General features: G+C 40.5%; 20 protein-coding genes. 10 read left to right on the top strand and 10 right to left on the bottom strand.

Annotation, left to right across the window (positions count from 1 at the left end; translation table 11 throughout):
• Nucleotides 1–523: 523 nt before the first annotated feature.
• The 3 genes from ACGF7G_RS03875 to ACGF7G_RS03865 form a co-directional block, all read right to left on the bottom strand.
• On the bottom strand, nt 524–3106 hold the full coding sequence (locus ACGF7G_RS03875) for a TonB-dependent receptor domain-containing protein (RefSeq protein WP_387463656.1): 2583 nt from the start codon (nt 3104–3106) through the stop codon (nt 524–526).
• 87 nt (nt 3107–3193) lie between these two features.
• Entirely contained in the window at nt 3194–4171 is a 978-nt protein-coding gene (locus ACGF7G_RS03870; protein WP_387463655.1) for a FecR domain-containing protein, read from the bottom strand.
• A gap of 12 nt (nt 4172–4183) precedes the next feature.
• Entirely contained in the window at nt 4184–4687 is a 504-nt protein-coding gene (locus ACGF7G_RS03865; RefSeq protein WP_387463653.1) for a sigma-70 family RNA polymerase sigma factor, read from the bottom strand.
• Nucleotides 4688–5313: 626 nt separating this feature from the next.
• Between ACGF7G_RS03865 and ACGF7G_RS03860 the strand changes: the two genes are divergently transcribed.
• From ACGF7G_RS03860 to cas6e, 8 genes are all read left to right on the top strand, one after another.
• The gene (locus tag ACGF7G_RS03860) at nt 5314–5574 is read left to right on the top strand and encodes a Fic family protein (protein WP_387463651.1); all 261 of its coding nucleotides are present in this window, start codon (nt 5314–5316) and stop codon (nt 5572–5574) included.
• 27 nt (nt 5575–5601) lie between these two features.
• Nucleotides 5602–5874, top strand: coding sequence for a hypothetical protein (locus tag ACGF7G_RS03855; protein WP_387463650.1), 273 nt, complete (start codon nt 5602–5604; stop codon nt 5872–5874).
• A gap of 506 nt (nt 5875–6380) precedes the next feature.
• The gene (cas3, locus tag ACGF7G_RS03850; RefSeq protein WP_387463649.1) at nt 6381–9098 is read left to right on the top strand and encodes a CRISPR-associated helicase Cas3'; all 2718 of its coding nucleotides are present in this window, start codon (nt 6381–6383) and stop codon (nt 9096–9098) included.
• A 14-nt stretch (nt 9099–9112) separates the two neighbouring features.
• Nucleotides 9113–10717 (top strand): type I-E CRISPR-associated protein Cse1/CasA, encoded by a 1605-nt coding sequence (gene casA, locus ACGF7G_RS03845; protein ID WP_387463648.1) that lies wholly within the window; start codon nt 9113–9115, stop codon nt 10715–10717.
• On the top strand, nt 10717–11298 hold the full coding sequence (gene casB / locus ACGF7G_RS03840; RefSeq protein ID WP_387463646.1) for a type I-E CRISPR-associated protein Cse2/CasB: 582 nt from the start codon (nt 10717–10719) through the stop codon (nt 11296–11298). The genes casA and casB overlap by 1 nt, the downstream gene beginning before the upstream one ends.
• A 20-nt stretch (nt 11299–11318) precedes the next feature.
• Complete coding sequence (gene cas7e / locus ACGF7G_RS03835) at nt 11319–12353, top strand: type I-E CRISPR-associated protein Cas7/Cse4/CasC (protein WP_387463645.1); 1035 nt, start codon at nt 11319–11321, stop codon at nt 12351–12353.
• 10 nt (nt 12354–12363) lie between these two features.
• Nucleotides 12364–13110 carry a type I-E CRISPR-associated protein Cas5/CasD gene (gene cas5e, locus ACGF7G_RS03830; RefSeq protein ID WP_387463643.1) on the top strand — a complete coding sequence of 249 codons (747 nt, stop codon included), beginning with the start codon at nt 12364–12366 and terminating at the stop codon, nt 13108–13110.
• Entirely contained in the window at nt 13097–13771 is a 675-nt protein-coding gene (gene cas6e / locus ACGF7G_RS03825) for a type I-E CRISPR-associated protein Cas6/Cse3/CasE (RefSeq protein WP_387463641.1), read from the top strand. The genes cas5e and cas6e overlap by 14 nt, the downstream gene beginning before the upstream one ends.
• Nucleotides 13772–14787: 1016 nt before the next feature.
• Here the strand turns inward: cas6e and ACGF7G_RS03820 are convergent.
• From ACGF7G_RS03820 to ACGF7G_RS03800, 5 genes are all read right to left on the bottom strand, one after another.
• Nucleotides 14788–15573, bottom strand: a complete 786-nt coding sequence (locus ACGF7G_RS03820; RefSeq protein ID WP_387463639.1) for a DUF4123 domain-containing protein — start codon at nt 15571–15573, stop codon at nt 14788–14790.
• Nucleotides 15570–17549 (bottom strand): type VI secretion system Vgr family protein, encoded by a 1980-nt coding sequence (locus tag ACGF7G_RS03815; protein ID WP_387463637.1) that lies wholly within the window; start codon nt 17547–17549, stop codon nt 15570–15572. Before ACGF7G_RS03815 ends, ACGF7G_RS03820 begins: the two co-directional genes overlap by 4 nt.
• Nucleotides 17550–17609: 60 nt before the next feature.
• Complete coding sequence (locus tag ACGF7G_RS03810; RefSeq protein WP_387463635.1) at nt 17610–18359, bottom strand: hypothetical protein; 750 nt, start codon at nt 18357–18359, stop codon at nt 17610–17612.
• Nucleotides 18360–18460: 101 nt separating this feature from the next.
• Nucleotides 18461–19234, bottom strand: a complete 774-nt coding sequence (locus tag ACGF7G_RS03805; RefSeq protein ID WP_387463633.1) for a hypothetical protein — start codon at nt 19232–19234, stop codon at nt 18461–18463.
• Entirely contained in the window at nt 19231–20352 is a 1122-nt protein-coding gene (locus ACGF7G_RS03800) for a PAAR domain-containing protein (protein WP_387463632.1), read from the bottom strand. Before ACGF7G_RS03800 ends, ACGF7G_RS03805 begins: the two co-directional genes overlap by 4 nt.
• A gap of 1096 nt (nt 20353–21448) precedes the next feature.
• Between ACGF7G_RS03800 and ACGF7G_RS03795 the strand changes: the two genes are divergently transcribed.
• Nucleotides 21449–22048, top strand: a complete 600-nt coding sequence (locus tag ACGF7G_RS03795; RefSeq protein WP_387463631.1) for a CDP-alcohol phosphatidyltransferase family protein — start codon at nt 21449–21451, stop codon at nt 22046–22048.
• 242 nt (nt 22049–22290) lie between these two features.
• Here ACGF7G_RS03795 and ACGF7G_RS03790 read toward each other — a convergent pair whose 3' ends face one another.
• On the bottom strand, nt 22291–22905 hold the full coding sequence (locus ACGF7G_RS03790) for a plasmid pRiA4b ORF-3 family protein (protein ID WP_387463629.1): 615 nt from the start codon (nt 22903–22905) through the stop codon (nt 22291–22293).
• 501 nt (nt 22906–23406) lie between these two features.
• On the opposite strand from ACGF7G_RS03790, the gene ACGF7G_RS03785 reads away from it, so the two are divergent.
• Nucleotides 23407–24987, top strand: a complete 1581-nt coding sequence (locus tag ACGF7G_RS03785) for a phosphoethanolamine transferase (protein ID WP_387463628.1) — start codon at nt 23407–23409, stop codon at nt 24985–24987.
• A 537-nt stretch (nt 24988–25524) separates the two neighbouring features.
• Here ACGF7G_RS03785 and ACGF7G_RS03780 read toward each other — a convergent pair.
• Nucleotides 25525–26097: a tyrosine-type DNA invertase gene (locus tag ACGF7G_RS03780; RefSeq protein WP_387463627.1), complete on the bottom strand. Its 573-nt coding sequence runs from the start codon at nt 26095–26097 to the stop codon at nt 25525–25527.
• Between the last annotated feature and the right edge of the window lie 131 nt (nt 26098–26228).

Here is a 26228-nt window from a genome sequence, read left to right as displayed (position 1 = left end):
GAGCACCTAAGAATTATTAATTACACACAAACTATTTATTATTTAAAAATCACCCTGTATTTCTATTAAAAATAGATTTATACCATGGCTACCCTATTTTTATTAGAAATAAAACCCGTCAGGTACAGTAAATTGTTAATGGCGCAACGGAATGATTTAGTGAGTTTATTTGAAACTATGTTTACTAGTAATTAAATCATAACAACTTAAATAAACCAATTGCTTGTGCATTCTATAAACTTATATGGGTAGAATCTAGCATTAATTTGTAAGTTTGGTTTTGATTTTCAAATTTATTACTATTTAGTCCTTTAAAAACTGAGTAAAACCTTTATTCTATTAAAATACTTAAAAATAAATTAACCACTTTGTGTGTGTTTTCCGTATTTTCGGGAATGAACCTTATCTTTTATGTATTAAAGACAGAATCAAAAAGCGTTCCCTGTGTTCACGGGGATAAATGGCGTGCTGTCAAAAAAAGGCATATCAGCTCAGTGATATGCCTTTAGTTTAATTAATTGATTTAAAAGTAAGTCGTGATCCCGGCACGGAATGTCCTTCCCGGCGATGGAAGATAACCCAGGCTGAGAGGCTGGATATAATATTTGTCGAAGACATTATCCACACCAAACTCAAACTCGACATGTTTATTCGCCCTTGCGGTCAGGGAGACATCTGCCACTGTAGCGGGTCGCCAAATAATGGGTGACAGCAGGAGAGCGGAACCTTGCCCCGGTTTTGCTGCAGGGACAGATCTTTGACCATAATGTGAAACTCTTGCATTGATGGACATTTTGTCATCAAAGAATTTTCGTGTCAGATCGAGTGATACAGCATATTTAGGAGGAATATGATTAGTGGCGTAATCTGAAGGGAGACTGCGTGCGACACAGCCTTCATTTTCAGTACAGAATCTGACTTTCGTGTAGTAATTCATAGATAAACGAGCATCAAAATGATCACTGTGGTAAACACTCGCCAATTCCAATCCTGCGAATTTCGCGGCTTTAATATTGCTGATGTACATACTCCAATAATCATCCATCCATGACCGATTGATATAATCTTTTACCCGGTTATCAAAGTAGGATATTTTGATATCGAAACTGTCATTGTCGGCAATCACATCCAGGAAGCGTGATGTCAGCCCTAATTCTATATTTTTTGAAATTTCAGGTTTTATATGGTCATCAACACTCATCAGATAACCACGAATACCTTCAACCATTGATGGAAAGCGTGGTGCATAGGCATATTTGGCATGTAGTGCGGTTGTATTATTAAGTTCAAGCTTAGTACCTACCCAATAACCGTGGGCATGATCTTGTTTGTTGTTTACCTTTCCTGATGTCAGTTGTGGTAACCAGGCGTTACCTAGATGGGATGGGCTATAATCTTCTACTTGATAGGATTTGAAATCCCATCCACCCATTAAGGTAAAGCGTTCGGCAGGCATATAGCTGCCGTTCAGGAAAAGATGGCCTTCCTTACGCTCTCCTTCCCGATTAACGGCATACTCCCATTTTCCTTTGCTTGGGCCAGTGCGTTCACGGATAAAACTGGCACCGTAGTTCAGTTCAATATCTTGCATTGAAAGCTCAAATAATGAGGTGTTACTCAGATTTATCCCTACTGTACGCATGAATTTTTTATCACCGAGGGTATTATTTGAAGTTCGGGGACGATCGTTAACCCGTGTTTGCCACACGCCTATGTCCAAATTAACCCAAGGATTCGATGCTGGCTCCCATTTATAATTGAGGCTGTGCCTGTTCATGTTGAGCCGTGTCAGTGGACCCTGATCCAAGATCATGAAAGTTTGGCTCAAGTTTGCCATGTCCGCGACATAAGATTCCCCGTAGAGATTTTGATAATGGCTAACGATAGCGGAAATTTCATGACCATCACCAAAACGAATTTTTCCTTTCCCCAGTAACGATTGGCTATCTTCAGAAGTGTTAGGTACGGCATCACCCATAGCGTACAGCGAATAGCCAGCCATCTGTTCACTGAATTGTGGAATGTGGCAATCTTGCGGATCGCTTTGACACAGGTAACCCGGCATTCCTCGTTCTTTGGCCCCTGGCCCGTGTTTACCCGAATGGTAATTGCCCCGTTTGCGCTGAGAAATGCCAAATAGCAATTCATAGGAAGGTTCGGCCACAGCAAAGACGACACTTCCGGTTCTATTCTTGGCATCAAGGAAAGCGGTTTTTGATGGGGAAGGCCAGTCATTGCGTTGATAATCGTCAGGATTAGAATGATTGTTTAACAAGCTTCCTTTCAGGCGCCACCCAATGTTTTGCCCATCAAGCAAGATATCACTGGCTTCAATCGTTTTTATCTCCACAACACCACCAATGGCTGCCATGCCGCCTTTTCCTGTAGGACCTTTGCTGATATCTACCCGGCCAATGAAATCGGGATCGATAAAAGAACGATTCGAGACACCTTGGTAACCGCGGTACAGGGCCGTCTGGTTAGATGCGCCATCAACGGTGGTTAAAACTCGGCCTTGTCCTTGCAGGCCTCGTATATTTACATCCAGACTGCCTGAACTGCGGGCTTCACCAGACAATATGCCTGGGGTCGTTTTAAATATATCAACAGGATGGATCACGCCAAATTTTTCGATATCTTTGCCTCTGATGGTGGTGCTATTGAAACGCAATGGCTCATTACCTGAATACCCGCGACTGCCTGTTACCGCAAGGGGACTCAGTATTATTGCACCATTGTTGGTCATATTTTTTACTATTTTTACTAACGTATAGCTGCCATCGGTGCGTTGGGAAAGTCGTAAATGGCTGCCTGTGAGCAGTCGTACTAAGCCTTCATGGGCGGTAAAACTGCCGCTTAGTGAAGGTGCTGTCAGTCCATTGGTTAACTTTGGGTCGAAGGAGAACGCTGTGCCTGTTTGAGCTGCAAAACGGGACAAAGAACTCCCCAATGTGCCCGCAGGAATATCGACAGAATAAATGGTCTCAGTTTGTGTGGTTGCATAAATGGGCTGTGCCGACAATAGAATCAATGGAAGTAACAATGCGGTTAAGGATTTTTTCTGCCAGCGTGGTTGTGACCTCTGGCAGTTAGCATGATATGGCATAGGCAATTTCTCCATCGCTTTTTAAGCTTCTTTTATCTCTATGCCGTATGAGATTGGAAAAAGTGTCAGTAAAAATAATTATTTTTACTAATGGGGTGGATAGAGGGTAATCCAGAAGCGAGTCAGGCTGCGCATTGAGAGCGGATAGGTTTGTAATAACATACGCAGTGCCAGATCCGTATCCCGTATAGGAAAAGCACCAGAAACCCGCAGATTTGCTACTGCATCATCACAGCGGATCACACCGGAGCGATAGCGATTCAGTTCAGCAATCATCGTTGCCAGAGGCAAATTATCCGCCACTATCATCCCCTGTAACCAGCTCAACGATGTCACTGATCTGAGATATTGTGGCGCAACTGCAAACTGAGTGAAATGGGTTGCTTCTCCGGCATACAGTATTTGTGGTGAACCATTATCTGGGATAATACGAACCGCCCCTTCTACTATTTCCACCTGAATATGGGAGGCGTGTTGGCGGACGCTGAATTTTGTACCCAACGCTACAATGGAGCCTTGTTTAGTTCGTACTTTAAATGGGCGTACTGGCTGATGGCTGTCTTTATGGGTTTCAATATAAATTTCCCCCAATTTTAAATGAACAAGCCGCTGGGTATCGTCGTAATGAACATCCGCTGAACTTTGTGTGTTTAACGTTAGCTGACCGCTGTCTGGTAATGACCAGTGCTGTATTTGTCCTGTAGCGGTGTGATAATCGCCAGCCAGAAGCTTAAATTGGTCGGATTGCCAAAAGAACGATGCTCCAGTGGGTATTAACAACATAAGAGTGAGTTTTCTGATGGCTTCGCGGCGGACAAGGGGACGTTTATTGTTCAACAAAGGTGATGCAATATGAGGTGGCAGATGATGTAACCGTGCTAACAGGCATTGTGCCCGCTCCCAGGCTTGAGCATGTTCTGGGCTTTGCGCACACCAGGCGGCACAGGCATTCCGGTCAGCTTCGCTGACATGACTGTCATTCAGAATAGTCAGCCATTCTGCGGCTTCTGCAAGTATCGTTTCAGAGGTTGTACTTGATGAATGATATGTATTGGTGGAAACCATATATCAATCTCTCTATGCCATAGCTATCAGGCACTGATAAAAACCTTGTTTCATATAACGTTTTACCGTAGATAGTGAAATATTCATGTGATTTGCAATATCTTCATATTTCATTCCCTCTATCTGGGAGAGCAAAAAGGCAGTCTGTACCGGCGTGGGGAGTTGACTGAGCATCATATCAATTTCTTGAAGCGTTTCGAGAATAATAAGTTTCTGCTCTGGTGCAGGAATAAGCTGCTCTGGCAGGCTGGCGAGCAGATCCAGATAAGACTGTTCAAGTGATCGACGGCGATACCAGTTAACCATCAACCCTTTAGCGATAGTGACGATATAGGCACGAGGTTCATTTAACTGCGGAGGCAGGGGCGAGCGAAGTAATTTGACAAAAGTATCCTGAGCCAGGTCTGCGGCGGCTTCATCACAGTTAAGACGATGCTTAAGCCAACGAAATAGCCAATCATGATTGTGGACATACATCCACTGGATCTTTTGAGTGTCTAAAGCATTAACGGTCATTTTCATGCCATTTTACGATGTAAATGCAAATCATTATCATTTTTGGCATGTTACAGGTAATTACTCTCCGTTACCAATAAATAATTTAGTGTGAAATATTTTTCACAAAGGAAATGAATTATACCGAAGGGTAAAATAAATTTAACTTTTAATAAAGTATAAGGAGGGTAAGGATGATTTTTAAATCTAGTTAAGAAAGATTAAATCGGGTGTAATATGGAAGGAATCACCGTGTTAAATACATTTTTAGCCCTAGATTATTAGGAAAATATTCTAATGTCTTGGTTGGATATTAATATTTATGTTTAGTAATACATTTTACTTGTTTTTTTAAGCCGCATCCTACAAATAAGAAAGCTGCCGTAAGAAAGAGTGAAGTTCTTATCGCGCCATATTGATGGCACAAAAGTGGCGCAATTATCTGAATTGCGCCATAATCGCGCCATGTTGTTACTGAAATTTGTCGTTTACTATGAGTTCAATTACTAATATTCATAAGACCTTGTGTGTTGCATTACAGCCTATGTCTGTTTCGGATTTATTAGTGGCGTATCCGTCAGCATCAGGTTGAAATAGGAAAAAGTGTTTTCAGACCATTATCGGGAGAGGTTCATATTAGTGAGGTTTTGGATTCGTTGCTTGCGAAAACACAAGTTATTTCAGATCCGTTTGAGCAATCGTTTTTTATAATGGTTCACTTGCCATATTTACAACCTTTTGCAGATATAAATAAACGAACTTCCCGCTTGGCTGCTAATTTGCCGTTGCTCCGTTCAAACCTATGCCCGTCGACCTTTCTGGATGTATCAGAAGAGACATATAGCCGTGCAATGCTCGGTATTTATGAAATGACCAGAGTTGAATTGCGACGAGATCTCTACCTATGAGCTTACGAGCGTTCTACCCAAGAATATTTGGCTCTTAGGCAAGAAATAGCAGAACCAGACCCATTAAGATTGCAATATCGAAATACCGTCAAACAAATTGTTTATCAGGTTATTGTGACTCTGGAAATGGATTCGATTGAGGTTATAGATAAATTAATTTCCAATCAATTAAGTCCATCTGAACGTGACACGTTAAAGGCATTGGTTATTGAGGAGTTACGACGATTACATGAAGGTGTTCTGGCAAGGTATGGTCTCCGGCCTTCACAATTTGAAGAATGGAAGGGAAAACACAGATAATCTTTTCGTTAACTTAATTAAATTAGTCGTTCATCTGTAAAAATATCTATATTAATCATTATATTAAGTTATTTTCGTTAGTAAATTAATCCTTTCACTATGTTATCGCATCAGGATTTCAGCTTGTACCGCTAAAGACTGAATACAATTCTCATATGATTGTATTGACATCGCTAAACACCCATCAGTATTTTCATCTCAACTTGGTCAGACATTATATGCAGGGTTGCTGGCATAAATGAATCCTTGATGAAACGGCACACATTTTTAACTTATTTATCAAAAAGATGGATAAGATTGGTCACGTTATCAAGTTGTTCCTTGCAATACGATGTCGCTTTAATTCTGGTTTGTGCTTAAACAGATAAACCGGAAGTTTATCTGTTTAAGTAGGGCATATTTATACAGGATTATCCTAAAAAAACAGAAAGTAGTATTTTTTTGATCTAAATTTTCGCATTATGTTCTAAAAGCAGGCAAAAAAAATGTTTAAGTAAGGATTTTAAATGGAAATACCAATTTATTTTCAATACTGGGGTAAGGCGAAGCGAACATCAGAAGCTGAGAGTATAGATTATCATCTACTTCCTTATCATTGCTTGGATGTCGCGGCTGTCGGCATACAGTTACTTTCTTTAGAAAGATCGCTGACTAAAGATCTCACTAATTTTTTAGCGTTATCGACAAAGCAGTTACAAAGTATTGTCTCTTTTGTACTGGCGTTGCACGATATTGGTAAATTCGCATCTGCTTTTCAAAAATTATTTCCTGGTCAGTCAGCCGGTCTGTATCGACCTTATTGCTGCAAAGGCTATGATGGAAGTTATTTTTGTCATGACCGTATGGGGCTGTATTTTTGGGAAAATATCAAACCGAAGTTGCTTGAAAAGCTGATTAATATTGAGGATATTAAACGGAGAGAACAGCAAGAGATTTTCGATACCTTAATGGTGCTGATGGACTGTGTATTAGGACATCATGGTCAGCCAATAGATAAAACAGACTATAAAGCTATCGAATATTTTACCGAACCTCATAATCTCGATGCCGCCACACTCTTTGTTCATCATTTAATAGAATTACTCCAACCTGAGTTTCCTATTGAAAAATTACAATCCAAAGAATGGCGACGGCGATTAGAGCAAGTGAGCTGGCAGTTTGCTGGTATTGCGATATTGGCGGATTGGATTGGTTCTGATAGTCACTATTTTGTATATCAATCTGAACCTATGCCATTAACAGATTATTGGCAACGTGCTAAAACCGTGGCAAAAAAAGCGGTGATGGCAACAGATTTAGGCAAAGCGCCGGTAGTAAAGCCATTTATTTCTATTCAGGACTACTACGGTTTTGCGGCAACGCCATTGCAGCAGTGGGCTGAATCAATACCTGTAGATGATTCTCCTCAACTCTTTATTTTAGAAGATGTTACCGGTGCAGGAAAAACAGAGGCGGCATTAGCGCTGACACATCGTTTAATGCGAATAAAAGCAGCCGATGGTTTTTATTTCGGTTTGCCTGATATGGCGTCTTCCAATGCAATGTTTAACCGGATTGCTGAACATTATCAGCAAATGCTATCAACAGACGATGGCAGTAAACCAGGTATTATTTTGGCTCATGGTGCACGAGAGATAAATGATCAATTTCGTGAAGCCATTCTGGCGTTAGGTCATTCAGACAGAAATTATGGTGAAACAGATATCACCACTTCAGCGCAGTGCAATCAATGGCTAGCGGATCCACGCAAGAAAGCATTGTTAACGCCTATTGGAATAGGCGCTATTGATCAGGCTTTATTGGCTGTATTACCCAGGCGTTATCAGGCACTGAGATTATTTGGGCTTAATCGTAAGGTATTAATCGTTGATGAAGTTTATGCCGCTGATGAATTTATGTTTAATTTATTGGAAAATTTATTAGCTCTGCATCTTTATCAAGGGGGTTCGGCTATTTTACTGACAGCGACACTGACCCTGAAACAGCGTCAACGTTTAACAGATATTTGGTTGAACGCCGGTGGATTGAGCTCACAACTATTGCAAAAAACGGATTTTCCTTTAGCGACAAAAATAAGCTTGAATGCCATATCACCCATTATTGAACAACCGTTATCAAGTCGAAAAGATGTTAGCCGGGAAGTCAAGGTTGATTTCTTAAATAGCTTTGTCTGTTGTGTTGAAAAAGTATTGTCTGCGATTGTACAAGGGCAATGTGTTGTTTGGATCCGAAATACAGTAGACGATGCTATTGAAGCTTATCAGACATTGCGAAGCTTGCTCACTGAACCTGAACGTTGTCTGTTATTTCATAGCCGGTTTGTATTGCAACACCGGAAAGAAATTGAAAATCATGTAATGACTATTTTTGGTAAAAATAGCCATAGTGAGATACGCCGCGGTAAAGCGTTAATTGCTACACAAGTATTCCAGCAAAGTTTGGATGCTGATGCCGATGTGATGATTTCAGATATTTGTCCTATTGATGATCTGATTCAACGAGCAGGGCGTTTACAACGCCATACTCGTGATAGTGATGGCGTTTATCAACATGGAATTAAAGATTCACGTCCTGCGCCAATACTCTTTATCCTCGCGCCTGAGTGGAAGGAGCAACCCGAATCAGATTGGTTAAGCCATAATTTCCGTAGCACACAATATGTTTATCGCTCGCCTGCACGTTTGTGGTTAAGCATGCGTGTGTTGAGAACGCTGGGTGCAATACGTATGCCTGCGGAAACCCGTGAGTTAATTGATGCGGTTTATGGTCATGCTTATGAGCAAGCGCCTGAAAAGTTAAAGCGCCAGGAAAATGTATTAATTGGTGAGGAAAGAAGTCAGGAAGCCAAAGCGAAATCTTATTGGTTGCAGTGGCAATTATATGGTTATTGTGATCGAAGTGCTGATAATTGGTATGAAGATGATGCCGATATTCATACCCGCTACAGTGATATTGAAACCGTTGAGGTGTTATTACTGAAAAAGACTGATTCAGGACAACTTGTACCCTGGGTAAATTCCGCTGAATTTTCAGTGTCATTGAGTACAGTTACATTATCTAAAAATAAGTATGCGGATAAATTAGCGCCAATTCCAAGGAAATTAATTCCCGCTCTCAATGCATTACAACAGAGATATCACCAAATTAGATACTTGCAACCTTGGTTGCCAGAACAGGACCCAAACTTTACTTATTCTTCAACAATGGGCTTTTGTGAAAAATAAAAGCAGGAGGTGTTATGAACTTAGTTCAGGACCCGTGGTTGCCTTTCCGATTACGTGATGGTAGTGAAAAAATACTGTCCATTAATGCAATATGTGACCATGATGTTATGGACTTTGCTTTACCAAGAGCTGATTTTCAGGGGGCGGCTTGTCAATTTGCTATTGGCTTATTGCAAACGGTTTTTGCGCCGGAAGATCAATATCAATGGCATTCTCTGTATGAAACATCGCCTGATAAGAAAACATTACAACAAGCTTTTGCTAAAGCTGAACATGCTTTCAATATTACCGGTACAGGGCCCCTTTTTATGCAGGATTTTGATCCTCTGCAAAAGGTAAAATCAACCACTGTCGCTGGACTGTTAATTGAAGCACCAGGAGCCAATGGTTTAAGGCTGAATACGGATCATTTCATTAAACGAGGCATTGGTGATGTGATGTCTCTTGAAATGGCCGCTTTGGCGCTTTTTACTTTACAAATTAACGCGCCATCAGGTGGTGTGGGGCACCGGGTCGGGTTGCGGGGGGGAGGGCCACTAACCACATTAGTGCTGCCGGGCCAGGCTGACGCGACACTATGGCAAAAACTGTGGTTAAACGTCATTAACCGAAATGAATGGCGTTATTCAGAACCTGATTTAACCAGTGCTCAGGTTTTTCCCTGGTTAGCGCCAACAAAAGCAAGTGTTAAGGAAGGGACAGAAATTTATTTTTCAGATGTTCATCCTTTGCATATGTATTGGGCAATGCCAAGACGTATACGTCTTGTGATGGAAGAGAAGGAACAAATTTGTAAAATTTTAGGCAAGCATTCTGCATTAACTGTTTCTGAATATCGCACACAGAATTATGGTGGCAATTATTCAGGTGATTGGTTTCATCCATTAACGCCCTATAAATGGGACCCCAAGAAATCAGCAGAACATTTATCTGTTAAAGGTCAGCCAGGAGGCGTGACCTACAAAACGTGGGATACTTTGGTATTTAGCAATCATGAAAAAGGGCAACGCTGTGCGCCGGTAGTGAGCCATTTTTATTCTTTATGTCGTGATTTTGCTGAACTTCAAAGTGCCATGCCTTATTTGTGGGTGTTTGGCTACGATATGGATAATATGAAAGCACGTTGCTGGTATTCCGTTATCATGCCGCTGTTTTTTGTCTTACCTGAGCAGCAGGAAGATATTCTGTGTCAAGTTAAAGATCTACAAAAGCTGGCAACCACGATAATTTGGTTATGCCGAAACCAAATAAAAGCGGCCTGGTTTGAAAAGCCCGCAGAGGTGAAAGGAGATACTTCTTTTATTGACCTTGCTTTTTGGCAACAAAGTGAATCATTATTTTTTTCAGTGGTTCATCAACTTATCGACAATGCACGTTCAAATGATCCTTTTCTTACCCCGGAACAGGCCAAACATTGGCTCAATACCTTGCGTCATCTCTGTCTGGATTTATTTGATGAACATGCTGCTTTATCTGAACTTGGTAATGAGCGTTCAATGGCGAAACGTATAAAAGCGCGTCAGCACTTAATCATGGGGTTATATGGGCAAAAAGCCTTAAGAGAGATCAAAACATTTATTACCAATAATCACATTAATTCTGGCAAAGAGGAGGTGTAATGAACAGTAAAACTGAAATTATATTATTGCGTTGGTGGCAAAGTATGTCTCTGTCACCAAAACAGTTAAAAGAGAAGGATATTATTCCATATCCCTCTACTTATAAAGCCCAGTTAAAGCGCTGTGAAAATGTTGAGATGGCGATGTTAACTGAAGGTTTTCGGGCTTTATGGCTCAGTTTACCTGACGAAATTAGCTTATCTGATAATCCGGTAAAAATAGAATATTGGGCCACGATGGCAGCGGTATTAGTTTATATCAGAAACAACAATGGTATTAAATTGGCAGTAGCGGCGGGTAAGAAAGGAGGTGGGAATAAACCGATTGTCAGTGAATTGCGCTTTTCACAATTACAAAATGCGAAAACACCGAACGAGTTATTACATCGATTACGTCGGATCCTACAGCAAGTAAAAGGCAATGTTTCTGTTCTGGCTTTAGCTCAGGATATTGAAGAGTGGTTTGCTGAATATGGACAATTACGACCGTGTAAAGCAGATAAGCGTATCAATGTAAAGTGGGTGATGGAATATTACTGTGCGGCCAGTAGTAAATGGGTTGATTTATCAGATTCTTATTAATTAAATTTAGGAGAATGACTATGAGTCAGTTTATTCAGTTACACCTATTAACCTCCTATGCACCATCCAATCTTAATCGTGATGATTTAGGCCGGCCTAAAACAGCGAAAATGGGTGGTTTTGAACGTTTACGTGTGAGTTCTCAAAGTTTGAAACGCCACTGGCGTACTTCTGAATTATTTGAACAAGCGTTATCAGAGAATATTGGTATTCGCACAAAGCGCTTTGGTATCAAGGTATTTGAAGCTTTGATCAGTGCCGGCGTGAAAGAAAAATCAGCTAAGGCATTGGCGGCAAATATTGCCGGTGTTTTTGGCAAAACTAAAAAAGATGCTTTAGAGACTGAACAATTAGCACATATCAGCCCGGCAGAGCAGCGGTCTGTCATGTCGCTGGTCGCGGTGCTGGCAGAAGAAGGCCGGGCACCAACATCGGAAGAGCTTAATTTATTAAAAGCTGAACAAACCGCTGTGGATATTGCGTTGTTTGGTCGAATGTTAGCTTCAAGCCCTGCATTTAACGTCGAAGCCGCTTGCCAGGTTGCTCATGCGATTAGTGTGCACAGTGTTGTCGTTGAAGATGATTATTTTACGGCGGTGGATGATTTAAATGATGGTAAGGAAGACACCGGTTCGGCCCATATAGGAGAATCGGGTTTTGCGGCAGCGTTGTTCTACAGTTATATCTGCATTAATAAAACGCAATTAATAGAGAATTTGGATGGTAATAAAGCGCTTGCTAATAAAGCAATTAAAGCATTGACAGAAGCGGCGGTGAAAGTCTCACCGACGGGTAAACAAAGTAGTTTTGCTTCTCGTGCTTATGCCAGTTTTGCTCTCGCTGAAAAAGGCGAACAACAACCACGTTCTTTATCTGTCGCATTTTTAAAACCGATTCATGACCGTGACCAAGGCCCATCGGCAATTCATGCATTAGAAAACCAAATGCACAATATTGATCAGGTTTACGGTGCATGTGCCGATGCCCGCTATAAATTCAACACATTCACAGGGGAAGGAAGTTTGACAGAGCTGCTTGAGTTTATTACGCAGTAATGGGGGCAGAATGAAAGCATATTTAGTCTTTCGATTATATGGCCCAATGGCAAGTTGGGGCCAACCTGCGGTTGGCGGGGAAAGGCCAACGGGATCATATCCTGGCCGATCTGCGATTTTGGGGTTATTAGGGGCCGCGTTAGGCATTCGACGAGATAATGAGTCTGAATTAGCAAAATTACAAAAAAGTGTGTTGATTGCAATTAAGCAAATTGTTCCCAGTTCTTTAATGCGTGATTACCATACGACGCAGGTACCAACGCACGAGAATAATGTGATTCACCAGAGCCGTAAAAGTGAATTAAGTTCAGATAAACTGAATACCATATTATCTAATCGTGACTATCGCTGTGATGGTATTTGGATCGTTGCCATTGCATTAACCCGGCGAGCTGCTTTTACGCTGGAACAATTACGGGATGCTTTACTTAAACCGGTATTTGTCTTGCATCTTGGACGTAAATCTTGTCCACCTGCTTTACCTCTCTGCCCTAAATTAACAGGGAGATCGACATTAAAATCGGCGTTGGATATCTCTTTTCCACCACTGATTCATTCTGACAAGGAAGATAAGTTATGGCTGGGAGCAAATGGTCTTGTTACTTATTTTTGGGAAGGAAAAAAAGATGAAATTATCGCTTCAAATATCTTAATAAGCCATCCTTGGGATGAACCGATCAACCGGGGGCGTTGGCAATTCAGGCAACGTACCATGTATCAACTTTCTATCGGGGAGGATGTTAATGTATTTGTCTAAAATTACACTTCGGCAATCAGGACAGACAGCAAATATATTGGCGAAACTTGGTGCAAATGGAGTTTATACCTCTCATCAATTGCTATGGAAATTATTTTCTGAAGACGTACAGCGTCAATTTCTATTCCGGCAAGAAATCGGAATAATGGGATTACCTGTATTCTATGCTTTATCTAAAACATCACCTCAAACGCAGTCACCGTTATTTGATGTTGAAACGAAATCATTTTACCCTCTATTGTATGAGGGACAGCGTTTAGCTTTCAAATTACGTGTTAATCCAACAATCTGTGTTACCGATCCTTCTGGAAAACGCCGGCGTCATGACGTCTTAATGCATGCCAAGTTTCAGGCAAGACGGCAAGGTGAAACTGAACAGGGAAAAATAAAGACCATGATGGAGGATGCTGCCCGTAATTGGCTCTTGGATAATCGTCGTATGCAGCAATGGGGTATTCAGTTTGATGATTTACTGAATATTGAAGGTTATACTCAGCATCGAAGCGTAAAAAGGAAGGGACAAAAAATCCAATTCTCCAGTGTCGATTTCCAGGGACTTCTGACGATTACCAATGGTGATTTATTCTTGGCACAATATATAAAAGGTTTTGGTCGTTCTAAGGCTATGGGGTGCGGATTGATGTTAATCAGAACAGTATAATGGCATTGACTTCATTTAAATTTATTTCTGTTGGGGATCGATATAGTCGCCTTAAGGGTATTTTGATTGTTGAAGATGGTTCATTTGTGTTATTAGGAGTTCGAGTTAGCAGAGTAAAAGGCAAGATGACTAACTAATGTATTCGTGCTGCGATATCCTATCGCGTTGGGTGCAGTCGCTACTCTAAAAAGTACTGATAAAATAATTACTGTGTTCCTCACATCTGTGGGGATAAACCCGGATTTTGGTATACATTTGCACCAGGAAGAATATACTCCCTTTGCTTTATGGGATAAAACGCTATAATTAACCAATAAGAGACCGTGTTGGTGAATGTTCCTTGTCTCTACGGGGATGAACCAAACTCGATAAATCTTATCAATGAGCGAATTTACATGTTCCCTATATTGGCGGGGATAAACCGCGTCATGAGTGATGCCTTAGTAAATTTACTAAAAGTTCCCTGTAATTACGGGGATGAACCTAGCAGTGCTCCTAATAGCATAAAGCCAGGAATGAGTTCCCTGTACCATCGGGGATAACCCGTATAAGAATGGCACTGATGGTTAGCTTTACCTGTGTTCCCTGTCTCTGCGGGGATAAATTGCTTTAACATGTAAAAAGCAGTTAAAAAAATTCTCCCTGTGTACGGGGATGAACCGAACTGATACTGTTGTATATCTGGCTTGGAAAAAGGTTCCCTGTATTTACTGGGATAAACCGAACAGTTAGCGATTGAGTTAGCGGAAACATACGTGTTCCCTGTTTATATGGGGATAAACCGCTAAATACAGAGCCCTCTTCGTCTGTTGTAACTGTGTTCCCCCGTAACTTGAGGGGATGGACCGTCATCGGGGAGGAAAATTCCCGCAATAGTACCAGAATTCCCCGTGTCTACGGGGATTAACCAGATTCAGGTTTTGTGGTAGTAACAGAGTGAAACGGTTCCCCGTACTTACGGGGATAAACCGATAATAGAAAAGATACAGATAATCAATATGAAGTATTCCCCGTGCTTACGGGGATAGAGTGGCTGTATGTTGTTCATTGAGTACCTGCAAATAATCCTCACAGGTCAGGCTGCTGATGTCATCGCCGTTTTCTAAATGTGTTTTCAGCCAATGAGTAATCTGTTCCTGTAATTTCCCTCGTGGCTTATCCAGCTTTATTGCCAGCTTACCGTGGTTTTCCCATAAATCACTACTGATCACAAATACCTTCCCTTTCAGGGCATAATCGGAATGATGCCAGGCATGCAGTAAATGACTACCCAGAACGAAGGGTTGTTCACTGCCACCGTGACCACAATTTTCAGGACGGGAATAAATCTGTGGCTCAGGTGCGTCGATCATTAATTCACTCACTGGTGTCAGAAATCCTGACCAATCGCTAATTATCATTGCCGGTAATAACTGACTGAAAATACGCGCATCCATACTGCGCAAAATCACTTGCCTCTCTTGCAATATCACCTGTTGGCGTGAACGCCAGTGATTAAGCTGTTGGGGCCATAAATCCTCACTGCGATAAGCCCAGCCCCAACTGTTATCGCTCAGGGTTTTGCTATCAAGCAGATGACCGATGACTGACAGACAGCTTGACTTAGGCTGAACCAGCCAGGGGCTTTGCGCCAGCAGGTGATCCATCGGTGTCCCGCTGTATAGCGGAAAAGCCTGTTCTACCCAGTCGTTTTTGTAAAAGAGAGTGACAGGATCCGGCTTTGCCAGTGAATTGAGTATAAAGAAAACGGGTGGCCTATTAGGCGCTGTCAGCCACTGTTGCCAATTAATAGAAATGTTCATGCATCCTCCTGATTATCGATAATCAAACTAGCTTCCAGTTGAGCCTGCACAGCACAAAGCGGTTTGGCTGGAAATTTAACACCCGGCAGAGGCGCAACACCCTCTGGCAATTGCAGAGACAAGCCACGCCCGGCACCGGCAGAGCCTTGCCCGACGGATAAATTTGGGGAAGTCAGAATACCGCCAGGAGTTAACCGAATAAAATGGCCGCCGACTTTTAAGGTGATTTCTGACGCCGCTTCCAGTACGATTTTACCGCCGCTTTTCAGGTGCGTTTCCTGACCGCTTTCAGCGACCAACGCTTCCCCGGCCTGTAAATGCTGACTGCCGGTGATACGGTGCGATACATCCCCATCGGTACTGTATTTACCGGAGCCGGCGATTTTCCGGTGGTCATCAGCGCGGATTTCACTGTAACGGTTATTGTCGATCCGCTGTTTATGGTCGTGTTTAATATGCCCGTAAGCATCATGCTGAATATGGGCGGTCAGATCTCTCTGCCCGTGCAGGTAAATCTCTTCCTGGTCTTTGGCATCCTCAAACCGCAATTCATTAAAACCGTCACCTTTGTGGGTCCGAGTTTTAAACGTGGTGCGGGTTTTCTCGGCGGGTAAATCCAGCGGTGGCCGGTTCAAGCCGTTGTAGGTGCAACCGGTGACAATCGGCCGATCGATATCGCCGTTCAGATAAGAGACGATCACTTCCTGACCGATACGGGGAACCGCCATAAAACCGTAACCGCTGCCATTCCAGCCTTGTGCGAACCGTACCCAACAAGAGGCGTTTTCATCGGCCTTATCATAACGATCCCAGTGAAAATGGATGCGGATACAGCCGTCTTCATTGACATAAATCTCTTCCCCTGCCGGGCCCACCACGGTAGCCACTTCATCACCATCTGCCAGTGGTTTGTAGCGATATAGCGCTCGCCAGTCCTTATAACCGGAAATAAAACTGAATTCATTATGCAGATAACTTCCTGATCCGACACGGGTTTCTTCCAGCGCCTGCGGGCACTTGCCGTAATGATGAATGGTCACGATTTGCCAGCGGGTGTTCATGGTATCAACCGGATGTTCACTGAGGTCAAAGATTTTACCGGGCATCAGTTTAAAACAGTTGCTTTGCCCGCTGCCTTCCTGACGTTGATTCTGAACGGCCTGCTGACGACGCTGGACAAACGGTTTCGCCTCCGCGTCTTTCTGAAAACGGCCGTAGCTTTCAAAGATCGCGAACAGGGTTTCTTGCCCCTCTACACGGGGATCGACATTGGCCCGGTGTGTCAGGCGGTAAGCGGGGTTTTGCGGATTTCGGTCTTTATAGATCACCCGTTGCGGGGTCATAGAGACGCCCAGACGCACTTGGTTGATCACATTCATTTCAGTGGCGACTTGTACCTGAGGATTGTAAACCAGCGGTAAATTGGCCGTCATGCCTAAATGGCAGTCACTGAAAAACAGTTTGTCGTCTTCAAACCAGAAATTCAGTCCTTCTTCGGCGACTAACCGGGCGAAAAAGTCATAATCGGACTCGCGTTTTTGCGTCACATATTCGCGTGTGTAATGAAACTCATTGAGTTGGGAATCGGCCAGAATAAAGTGTTTTTTCAGCAAGCTTTTTAGGATTTCCGGCACGCTTTGCCGATGATAAATCCGGCTGTCCTGATTCAGGGTCATCCGCCAGAGCGCAGGCCGGACGGTGAGGTGATAAATTGTGCGGTGAGTATGGGTGTCACCCAGTACCGCCTGGGCGATAATGCCGCTGACCTGACGTTGTTCAACGCCGTTGAAAATCACCCGGAACTTCACCGATTGTAATAACAGTGACTCCAGATCAATATCGGCCCGTTTACTGACCAGGACTAAAGAGAGAGTAAACAGTTCGGATAATTCTTCCTGTAAAGAGAATTCAGCGACCGCAAAAGTTTTCTCCGGCAAATCGGTAATCTGACAGAGAAAGTGTAATCCATCGTTCATAGGGACTCCTTATTTCTGGTGTTGGTGTTTAGGTAAATGAGTAATATGGCTTTGGTGATGTCATTTTATGTATCGAAAATCGACTGTTTGGGTACCGGTTTCAATTCGCCCGTCAGGATATTCAACCCACTCACCTTTCCCGTTCGTAATAGTGATTTTGGGTATTTTAGTTTCATCCAGCCTGGGCTTATAAATAATTCGCCATTCTGCTCCCGGCGTTAATCTCAATTGAAAAAAACGCGTGCCTACTTCACCCCGAACAAATAGGCGTTTAGGAAAACCCTCAGACATTTCTAAAATAGGGTAAATAACCGGTCTATAATCCAAGGTATTCAATGTTACCGTTTCTTTATCGTCTGTTTTAGCTGCATTGGTGATAAATGCAGTTAAACCGGTTCCATCTCCTCCCTCATTAACAGCATCTTTCACCAAATGGCTGACATCGGTATAACTTACTGATACAAAGGCTTGGTTAATTTTCCATTTACACCAGCCTCCACCATTGAAAGGTAATTTCGCCTGAAAATGTCCGGTTTTGGGATCAGCTTTTACATCCAGACTCAATCCGTGATAGGTCGGTACCTTATGAGGGGACATCTGCGAATCAACCTCATAATCAAGACAAGTTTTTGATTTATACATAGCCGACACATACGGCTCGGTGTATTTCGGAGCAACACCCTCCACCGTTATCCACGGCCCCTTTCCAGTAGATGAAAAGGGGAAAAGCCAGTTAAAAAAGGTATCACTAAACGCCCAATAAATAAAAAACAGCAATAACAATAACAACGAGACCTTTAGTATTTTCATACTGGGAGTTCCTGACTATCGCATTTCATATTTATCATGGTCAGTTTTCCTTAATACTTACAGTATTATCCGTATAGCGTGTTAAGGCTATATTTCCCCGTTTATTTTTCTGGAAGCTTTGATGATGTTATTTTCCAGTAATCTATTGATTGTCGATTGAGGTCAATTCGGCCATTTGGATATTCAACCCATTCTCCCTTCCCGTCAGTCACCGTGATCTTTGGCATTTTGGTTTCATCCAGTTTAGGTTTAAAGGTGATTTTCCATTCCGCCCCTGGAATTAATTTCAGCCTAAAAGGATATGAATCCACTATACCCTGTAAGAAAATTCTGTTTGGGCGTCCCTCAACCACTTTCAAAACAGGGTAAATAGTTGGGCTGAAATCTATCGTATTCAATGCACGAGTCTCAGAGGCTTCAGAATAATTTGTTCGCGCTGCATCGTTGATAAAGGCGGTTAAACCTGTCCCCACATACGGCTCGGCATTTTTCATCAAATGGCTAACATCGGTATAACTTACTAATACAAAGGCCCGATTAATTTTCCATTTGCACCAGCCTCCACCATTGGAAGGTAATTTTGCTTGGAAATAACCGGTTTGCGGATCGGTTTTTACATCCAGTCGCAGCCCATTATAGGTCGGCACTTTATGAGGTGACATACCTGCATCAAGTTCATATTCAAGACAATCTTTTGAAATATATTCTGCCGACACATGCGGTTTTGTGTATTTCGGTGCGACACCTTCCACTGTTATCCACGGCCCTTTTCCAGCAGATGAAAAAGGAAAAAGCCAGTTGAAAAAGGTATCGCCTAACGCCCAGTAAATAAAATAAAAAAATAATAATAACAGCGTGGTTTTCACTATTTTCATACTGAAAGTTCCTTTCCATCGCAGTAATGTTGTAAGGCCAGTGTTCCTTGTTCTTCCTGCTGGCTTACGATCAGTGATTTTATTAACTGTTTGTCCATATCTAGGAAATAGAGATTACGACAGTAAATGTTGTCAGGGATAAGCATCTTATCACTATCCATTTTCGCCTTAAATTGACACTGACTGTCCTGATAGACCGTAATCTTATCCGGTTCACATAACTCTCTGAGACGCTTATCAATATAACCGGCATATTTATACGAGCTATGATTAGAAAAGCCAAATCCCCCTTTTAAATCAGCGCCTCTATTTTCAACAAACAGTTTATCTTTTTCTTGTTGACTGAGCTGATTAAACAACGCATTTTGCTGCTCACCGGCCAGAGAAAAATCCTTTTCTGTTTCCGGGTTTAATTCAGGAATTAAATAGAGCTTTGTGGTGTTATTCAAGATTTCTTTAGCCACGCCTGTTATAGGAGAGAGATTCCTGGCGGAAATCAGCCATTCCGGGCAACTGTTGGCTTGAAAAAAATGAACAACTTTACCATGATGCCAATAGATTTCTTGACTGGCAGTCGCTTGTTTAATAGCTTTAACAATCGGTGACGGAGACACCAGCTTCATTACTTCCCACTCGTACCCCGCTGGCACCCAGTAATGGAAAAAACCATTATCCATATCCTGCTCAAAGGGCACAGCAGGAATGACGTCATCTTCATTAACATGGCGATAGTGAATAATGGAAGACAATTCCTCTACCGCACTACGGGTTAATGTTCTCGGCATCCCATAGCTGTAAAGGCAAGGATTGTGTTCTTTCAGTTGTGCACTGTGCAGTAATGCTAATGCTCCTCCCAAGCTATGGCCGCAAATAAATAACCGTTTGTTTTTTACCAACTCTAAGATATCACTGAATATTTCTTTGGTTGTCTCACTGGGGACTGTTAACCGTTCAACCAATTTGAATGCCTGCCAGAATCCTCCGCCGCACTTTGGGCAGGACACCGGATCGTTAATCCGTGCCACCCCCTTACCCAAAATCTGGAAACTGTCATCACCCGCTAAAACAGCGCCGCCATGAGAGGTTTTATCCCCTTGTCGTATGATATTTTTCAGCATAAATATTCCGCCAGGAATGGAAATAATTGAGCTCGCCACCCTAAAAATAAGGTAGCAAAAATCCTATTACCACAGACAAAAGCACAGCGCTATGCAGTGAGTAATAACAAATTGAACGACAGGAAAACAGCAATGTATCCCAGTCGATTAATCCCTTTGAATAGAGGGAACAGAAGTTGAAATTCCCTTCATGCTGCTCGTATGACGGAACTTAAAGTAATAATTATTAAACTTTCATCAGATAGCAAGCGTTTTTTATAAATTTACAAAAATATAAATTTGTCAGAAAGTGTTAACAAACTCAATATGCATTGAATTATCGTCAATCATATGAAGTGTAAAAATGATAAGAATAATCCCTTTTCCTGAGAGGTATCCTCGATATATAAAGCAGTCTGACATTCACTTGCTTTTCAAAAAAACCATCAAGTAAAATATTCAATATATTGATTTTTAATTAAAAAATATCTTTATCACAACTTGTTTTGGTGGCAAATAAAATAGCCCTGTTGTGATAAGCCGTCAGTCTGAATTCAATATCGGGGATATTATTCTACCGGGGAACGCCAACAAGCGTGAAAGTCATCCCATCGGTAATAAGTATTAATCCGCCTGAGGTTATCTTATTTTTGCATTCATCCCCGTAGACACGAGGAACAGTATTTGAAGTCAATTGAATTATCGCTTCATTTATGGTTCATCTCTACTGATTCAGAGAACATATCATCCACCGTTCATATGGGTTCCTTTATCGTAAATCTGATGAAGTATGAAAATGACAATAATAACCTATACAGAAAAAATAATCCACGAGATATAAAATCATCTGTAATTCAATTGCTTTTCACACAATTAATACCAAGATAAATATTTAACATATTAATTTTTAATTAAAAAATATATTTTCACAGCTATCGACTGTACTTCATTGTTAACAGGTTTCCTGTTAGAAATAAAAATTTCTTGTTGATCTAATGACACCTCTTTCATTGTATTTTGATAAATCTGATTTATCTTTAATGATGATAGCAAAAACAATGAAAGCTATCGGCGATTTATACACTATTATTTAAGAAATTTTAACCATAGGTGAATTATGACGTTATATGACATAAAACCGAAATTTCAAAACTTATTAAGACCTTGGGTGATACGTCTTTATCAACGTGGTGTTACTGCCAATCAGGTGACGTTGTGTGCAATGATAACCTCGGTGATTGTAGGTGGAATTCTGGCATTTTTTCCTTATCCACATCTTTTTCTTCTCTTACCTCTTTTTCTATTTTTCCGTATGGCACTTAATGCTATTGATGGCATGTTGGCAAGAGAATTTAATCAGCAATCCCGATTGGGGGCCGTATTAAATGAAATAGGCGATATCGTGTCTGATTTTGCGTTATATTTACCTTTTGCTCTTTTAGCAAATACATCGCTTTGGTTAGTTATTTTTACTGTGATATTGGCCATATCTACTGAGTTTTGTGGTGTTATTGCGCAGACCCTGACAGGCGTACGAAGTTATAAAGGGCCTTTAGGGAAAAGCGATCGGGCTTTCTTGTTAGGTGTTTATGGTCTGTGTATCGCACTTTGGCCGCAATCATTGGTTTATTCCAATTATATTTTCATTGCAGCAATATTATTATTGTTCTGGACATGCATTAATCGTTCTCGGGATGCGATTGTGGGGCCTAAATAAGAGGAATGACGATATCTATTTCTTTCTGATTGCGATGGAAGGCATGATGATTAGCGGTGTAAAGTACCAGTGCAGTTTGACCGGGGTTGATCTGAAAACACCACTGAAACTGCACTTGATACTGAATTTACATATCACCTATTCCGTGAGAAAAATGAACTCAAATCAAGCACCAGTGTCCATGGTAGTGATTCATCTGAAACTTTTCTCATTGGTGATAGCGTTATCCTATATTTAGTCGGCTAATCCAGGTCCCATAGCTGATGGTAGCGGTCTCGTGACCAGCGATAATAGAGCGCTAAAAAGGCATTAATATTGTTTGGATGAAATTGCTCAGGGTTGAAGTGTTCATTTTCAGGCAAATCAAGCGATCCATTTATCCATTGCAGTGTTTCTTTATATTCCTCATGGTCAGGATCATTCAGTATTGTGATTAAATTTTCATAACCATAAACGCCACCGGTATCTTCCGGGGGACATGCGCGGGCACCATCCAGACAGTAAAAAGGAAGCGGAAGATTATTTTCAGGATAATGACTGTTTTCTAGAGTAATTTCGTGTTCCCAGCTATCGCCGAAGTCATAGATATAGCTAAAAGATCTCCCTTTTTGTTTAATTAAATCAATCAGACGGTATAAGCACTCTTCCTTTCCATCAGACGAGCTTTCTGGCATTTCGGTTAGTCGCAGTTTGCCAATATGAAATTCATGCAGATGACTATCTTGCCATCCCATCACAATTTGTATGACATCATGCAGCCTATCGAGTGAGATAGAGGCTGGAACAACAAATTGCCGCCAGATAGCAGGTTGTGAGTCCGTGAGAGTAATTTTTAACTGATAGAATTTTTCGTTCACTACTGATCTCCTAATAGTTGTCGGATTATTCTTTCAACGTGTTCCATCTGTTGTCAATATTTTGTTGAATTTCTTTAGCTATGTTCATTATAGCATGATGGACTAGACATGATGTCGTAAAGTGAACTGCCGTACAGGCAGTTATGTTTTGGTTCTTCGATGACTAATGATGTAATAAAAGGAGCCAAGAATTTTTTAGCTTTTTTATGATGAATACGCTGCAATTTTTTCTTTTTTATTTCACCAAGATATATGAAAATCCATTTGAAAGAATGGCATATTCTTTACCAGTCCTGTCTGGTATTAATTTTTTGATCAATTACTGAAAATATTATATCCTAACTCTCAATGTTCTGAACAAGATATTAGCACAACTGATTGTATTCAGGATGTAGATTGATCAATTACCAATACTTTGATTTTATAAAATCATCCGTATTGGTAAGAGAAAATTATAAGTTTTGGTATATTTTCTTTATAGATTAAGGAAACGAGTTAGTTATGTTGTTAAGTAAAAAAAATCGAGAAATTTTCACTTTAGTGTGCTTATTTAGCTTTCTCACTTTAGCCCATTTAAGCCTTGGGTATCAGTTAAAGTTTATATATGTATTCAGTGCTTTTTCAATTCTAATTTTGTTATCTAATTTTAGTTGTTCCATATATTATATCTTCATATTTGCTATTGGGTTAACTGGTGTGGTTTATTCTCCAGTAGGATTGACTTATGGTTACCCTGATATTAACTCAGTAGGATCTTTAATTTATACTAATAAGAATGAGGCTATTGAATTCATCAGCGGGCTTCCTTTGTTTACCTATTTAGTTGCGTTGGCAACCATTATCCTAATGTTTTTGTCTCTTAAACTAAAAGTGACTTTGAAGCGAAACAATATAATACCTCTATCTCTGTTTTTTGTACTGTCATCTTTTTGGTCACCGGTAAGAGGATATATAAAATCTGATTTCAGTCCTGACTTTAATATATTGGCATCCGGTTTACCTGAAGTCAGATTTTTTAGCGATCTGGTGGAGAGCTATAATGAAGTTAATTCAGAAAGGGTGAAATTTGCTGAAATAATAAAACAAAAGGATTCATGGCAGCCGGTGGTGGAAGAGGATAAATATGAAACATATATAATGGTAATTGGTGAAAGTGTTAGAAAAGATTTTATGAATGCGTATGGCTTTCCTTATAATAATACGCCGTGGCTGGACAAAGCCAATGGCAAAATATTTACAAATTATATCTCATCATCGGCATCTACCCAGCTGTCTTTGACGAACTCACTTGCTCTGAAAGACGACAATGCTATCAATTTAAACAACAGTGTCATCACGTTAGCCAAAAAAGCGGGATTTTATACTTATTGGATATCTAACCAAGGGATGAAGAGTGCTTTTGATTCTCCGGTTGCTTTAATTGGGCAGCAGGCAGATAGTTTTAATTTTCTGAAAAGAGGCAGTTCTGATGACAGGCTTTATTTACCTGATGATAAATTGATGCCTTATATTAAAAAGGCGTTAATGTCAGAAAAGAAGAAAAAGCTTATTGTTATTCATTTGATGGGGTCTCATCCACAAGCGTGCGTCAGAACTAATGGAAAATATGATCTGTTTTTACAATCGAAAGAAATTTCCTGTTATATAAAAAGTATCGCCAATACAGATAAGCTTCTTTCTAAAATTACGTCTGAGGCGAATAATAATCATTTAAAATGGACTATGATATATTTTTCAGATCACGGTCTTTCTCATATTAATGAAGGAACCGATCAGGAAAATCTGACACATAATGACAAGAATAAACAGAGTTTTCAGGTGCCTTTTTTTATTACCGGAAGCGATTATTTTCATCGTGAAGAAATAACGGCAAAAAGAAGTGGATTACATTTTCTAACTTTATTTTCTCAATGGCTTGGAATAAAAGAAAAAAATATTCCCGATGACTGCAATATGATATCTAATAGCCAATGTAGTGGGCAAGATAAGATTATTACATTTAAAAATGAAGTTAAAGATTATGATGAATTGAATGAAGATTTTGCCGATACCCAACTCGTTTCGACGAAAAATAGTCATTAGTCTATTTGTTAATTATGTTAAATAATCATTAATGTGATAATTATTCTATTGATTATTTTATTGTTGTGTAAAATTGAATGGGCGAGAGGATTTTCTCTTTGAAGAAAATTCAGGGAGAAAAATCCTCTTACCCTCATCCATATTTTGTTATTACCATGACTTGAGCCGATTTTTCTGCGTTATCGGTGTGTGGCAATTCCTAAGCTCAGTTTAATACAGTAGCTCATCTCCTTGGGTTCGTTTGTTGGGAGTTGTTACTATTGCAATTGATGAGTTATCCACGCTTCAAATGATTGAAGCAGATTATATATCTAAATATATATGCTAACTTTATATTTTTATTTAATAACACAATATATTTATTTCTGAAAAATTTAATTTAAACGTAATTGTAAGAAATAAGAAGCTGTATCTTATGATATTAATAATTATTCTATCGAATGAAAAACCCTCATCAATACATAGACAAGGGATTTTTATTGCTAAGAAAAATAATTCCTTATACTACAGTGTTTTTTATAAAAAGAGATATTAAGATTAGTCGAGACCTTTTGACGGTGTTTCCCATATTCTGGAGAACCGTTTTACATTGCTTGCCGTGTAAATAACGGTATGGGATATATTGCGGTGGCCGAGATAATCCTGAATAAGGCGTGTATCTCTTCCGAGATCAGCGAGAGCATAACCGCAGGCATGTCTTAACATATGTGGGTAAGGTGAAATATTAACTAATGCTTGTCTGCCATAACGCTTTAATAAACCATAAACTTGCTGACGTGAAATAGCGCCTGATTTTTGTGATAAAAAGACCCACGATGAATCTGATTCTCTCCACTGCCTTCTTATATTAAGCCATTGATTTAAAGCAATTATTTCTTCTGTAAGCAGTGGGTGTGTTGTTGATAATCCCCCTTTTAGTCGCCTTACATGAATAATTTCCGAGTTAAGATCAAGATCGGATAGGGTTAGATTACATAGCTCACTGACTCGAAACCCATGAATGAAGCACATGAGTATCATGCAGTAATCTCTCTCAGCATGACGACCTTGACGTGCTTTTTCTAAAATCGCATTAATTTCATGTCTTGTTAAGAATTTACGCTTCTTCATGAAAATAGTTCCTGTGAAATCTGAGCAGATAGTTATCGGCAGAAAATAATATTAATCTACCGGAATATATCAATTAATAGAACTTCTATAAAATTATTAGCTGATAATTCTATTTATTTGTAACGAAATCT

This window comes from Photorhabdus sp. RM323S, from assembly GCF_042879375.1.
In the GTDB taxonomy this organism is placed as follows: domain Bacteria; phylum Pseudomonadota; class Gammaproteobacteria; order Enterobacterales; family Enterobacteriaceae; genus Photorhabdus; species Photorhabdus tasmaniensis.
Note: the sequence above shows the minus strand (reverse complement) of the source record. Positions and strands in the feature narration are given on the sequence as shown.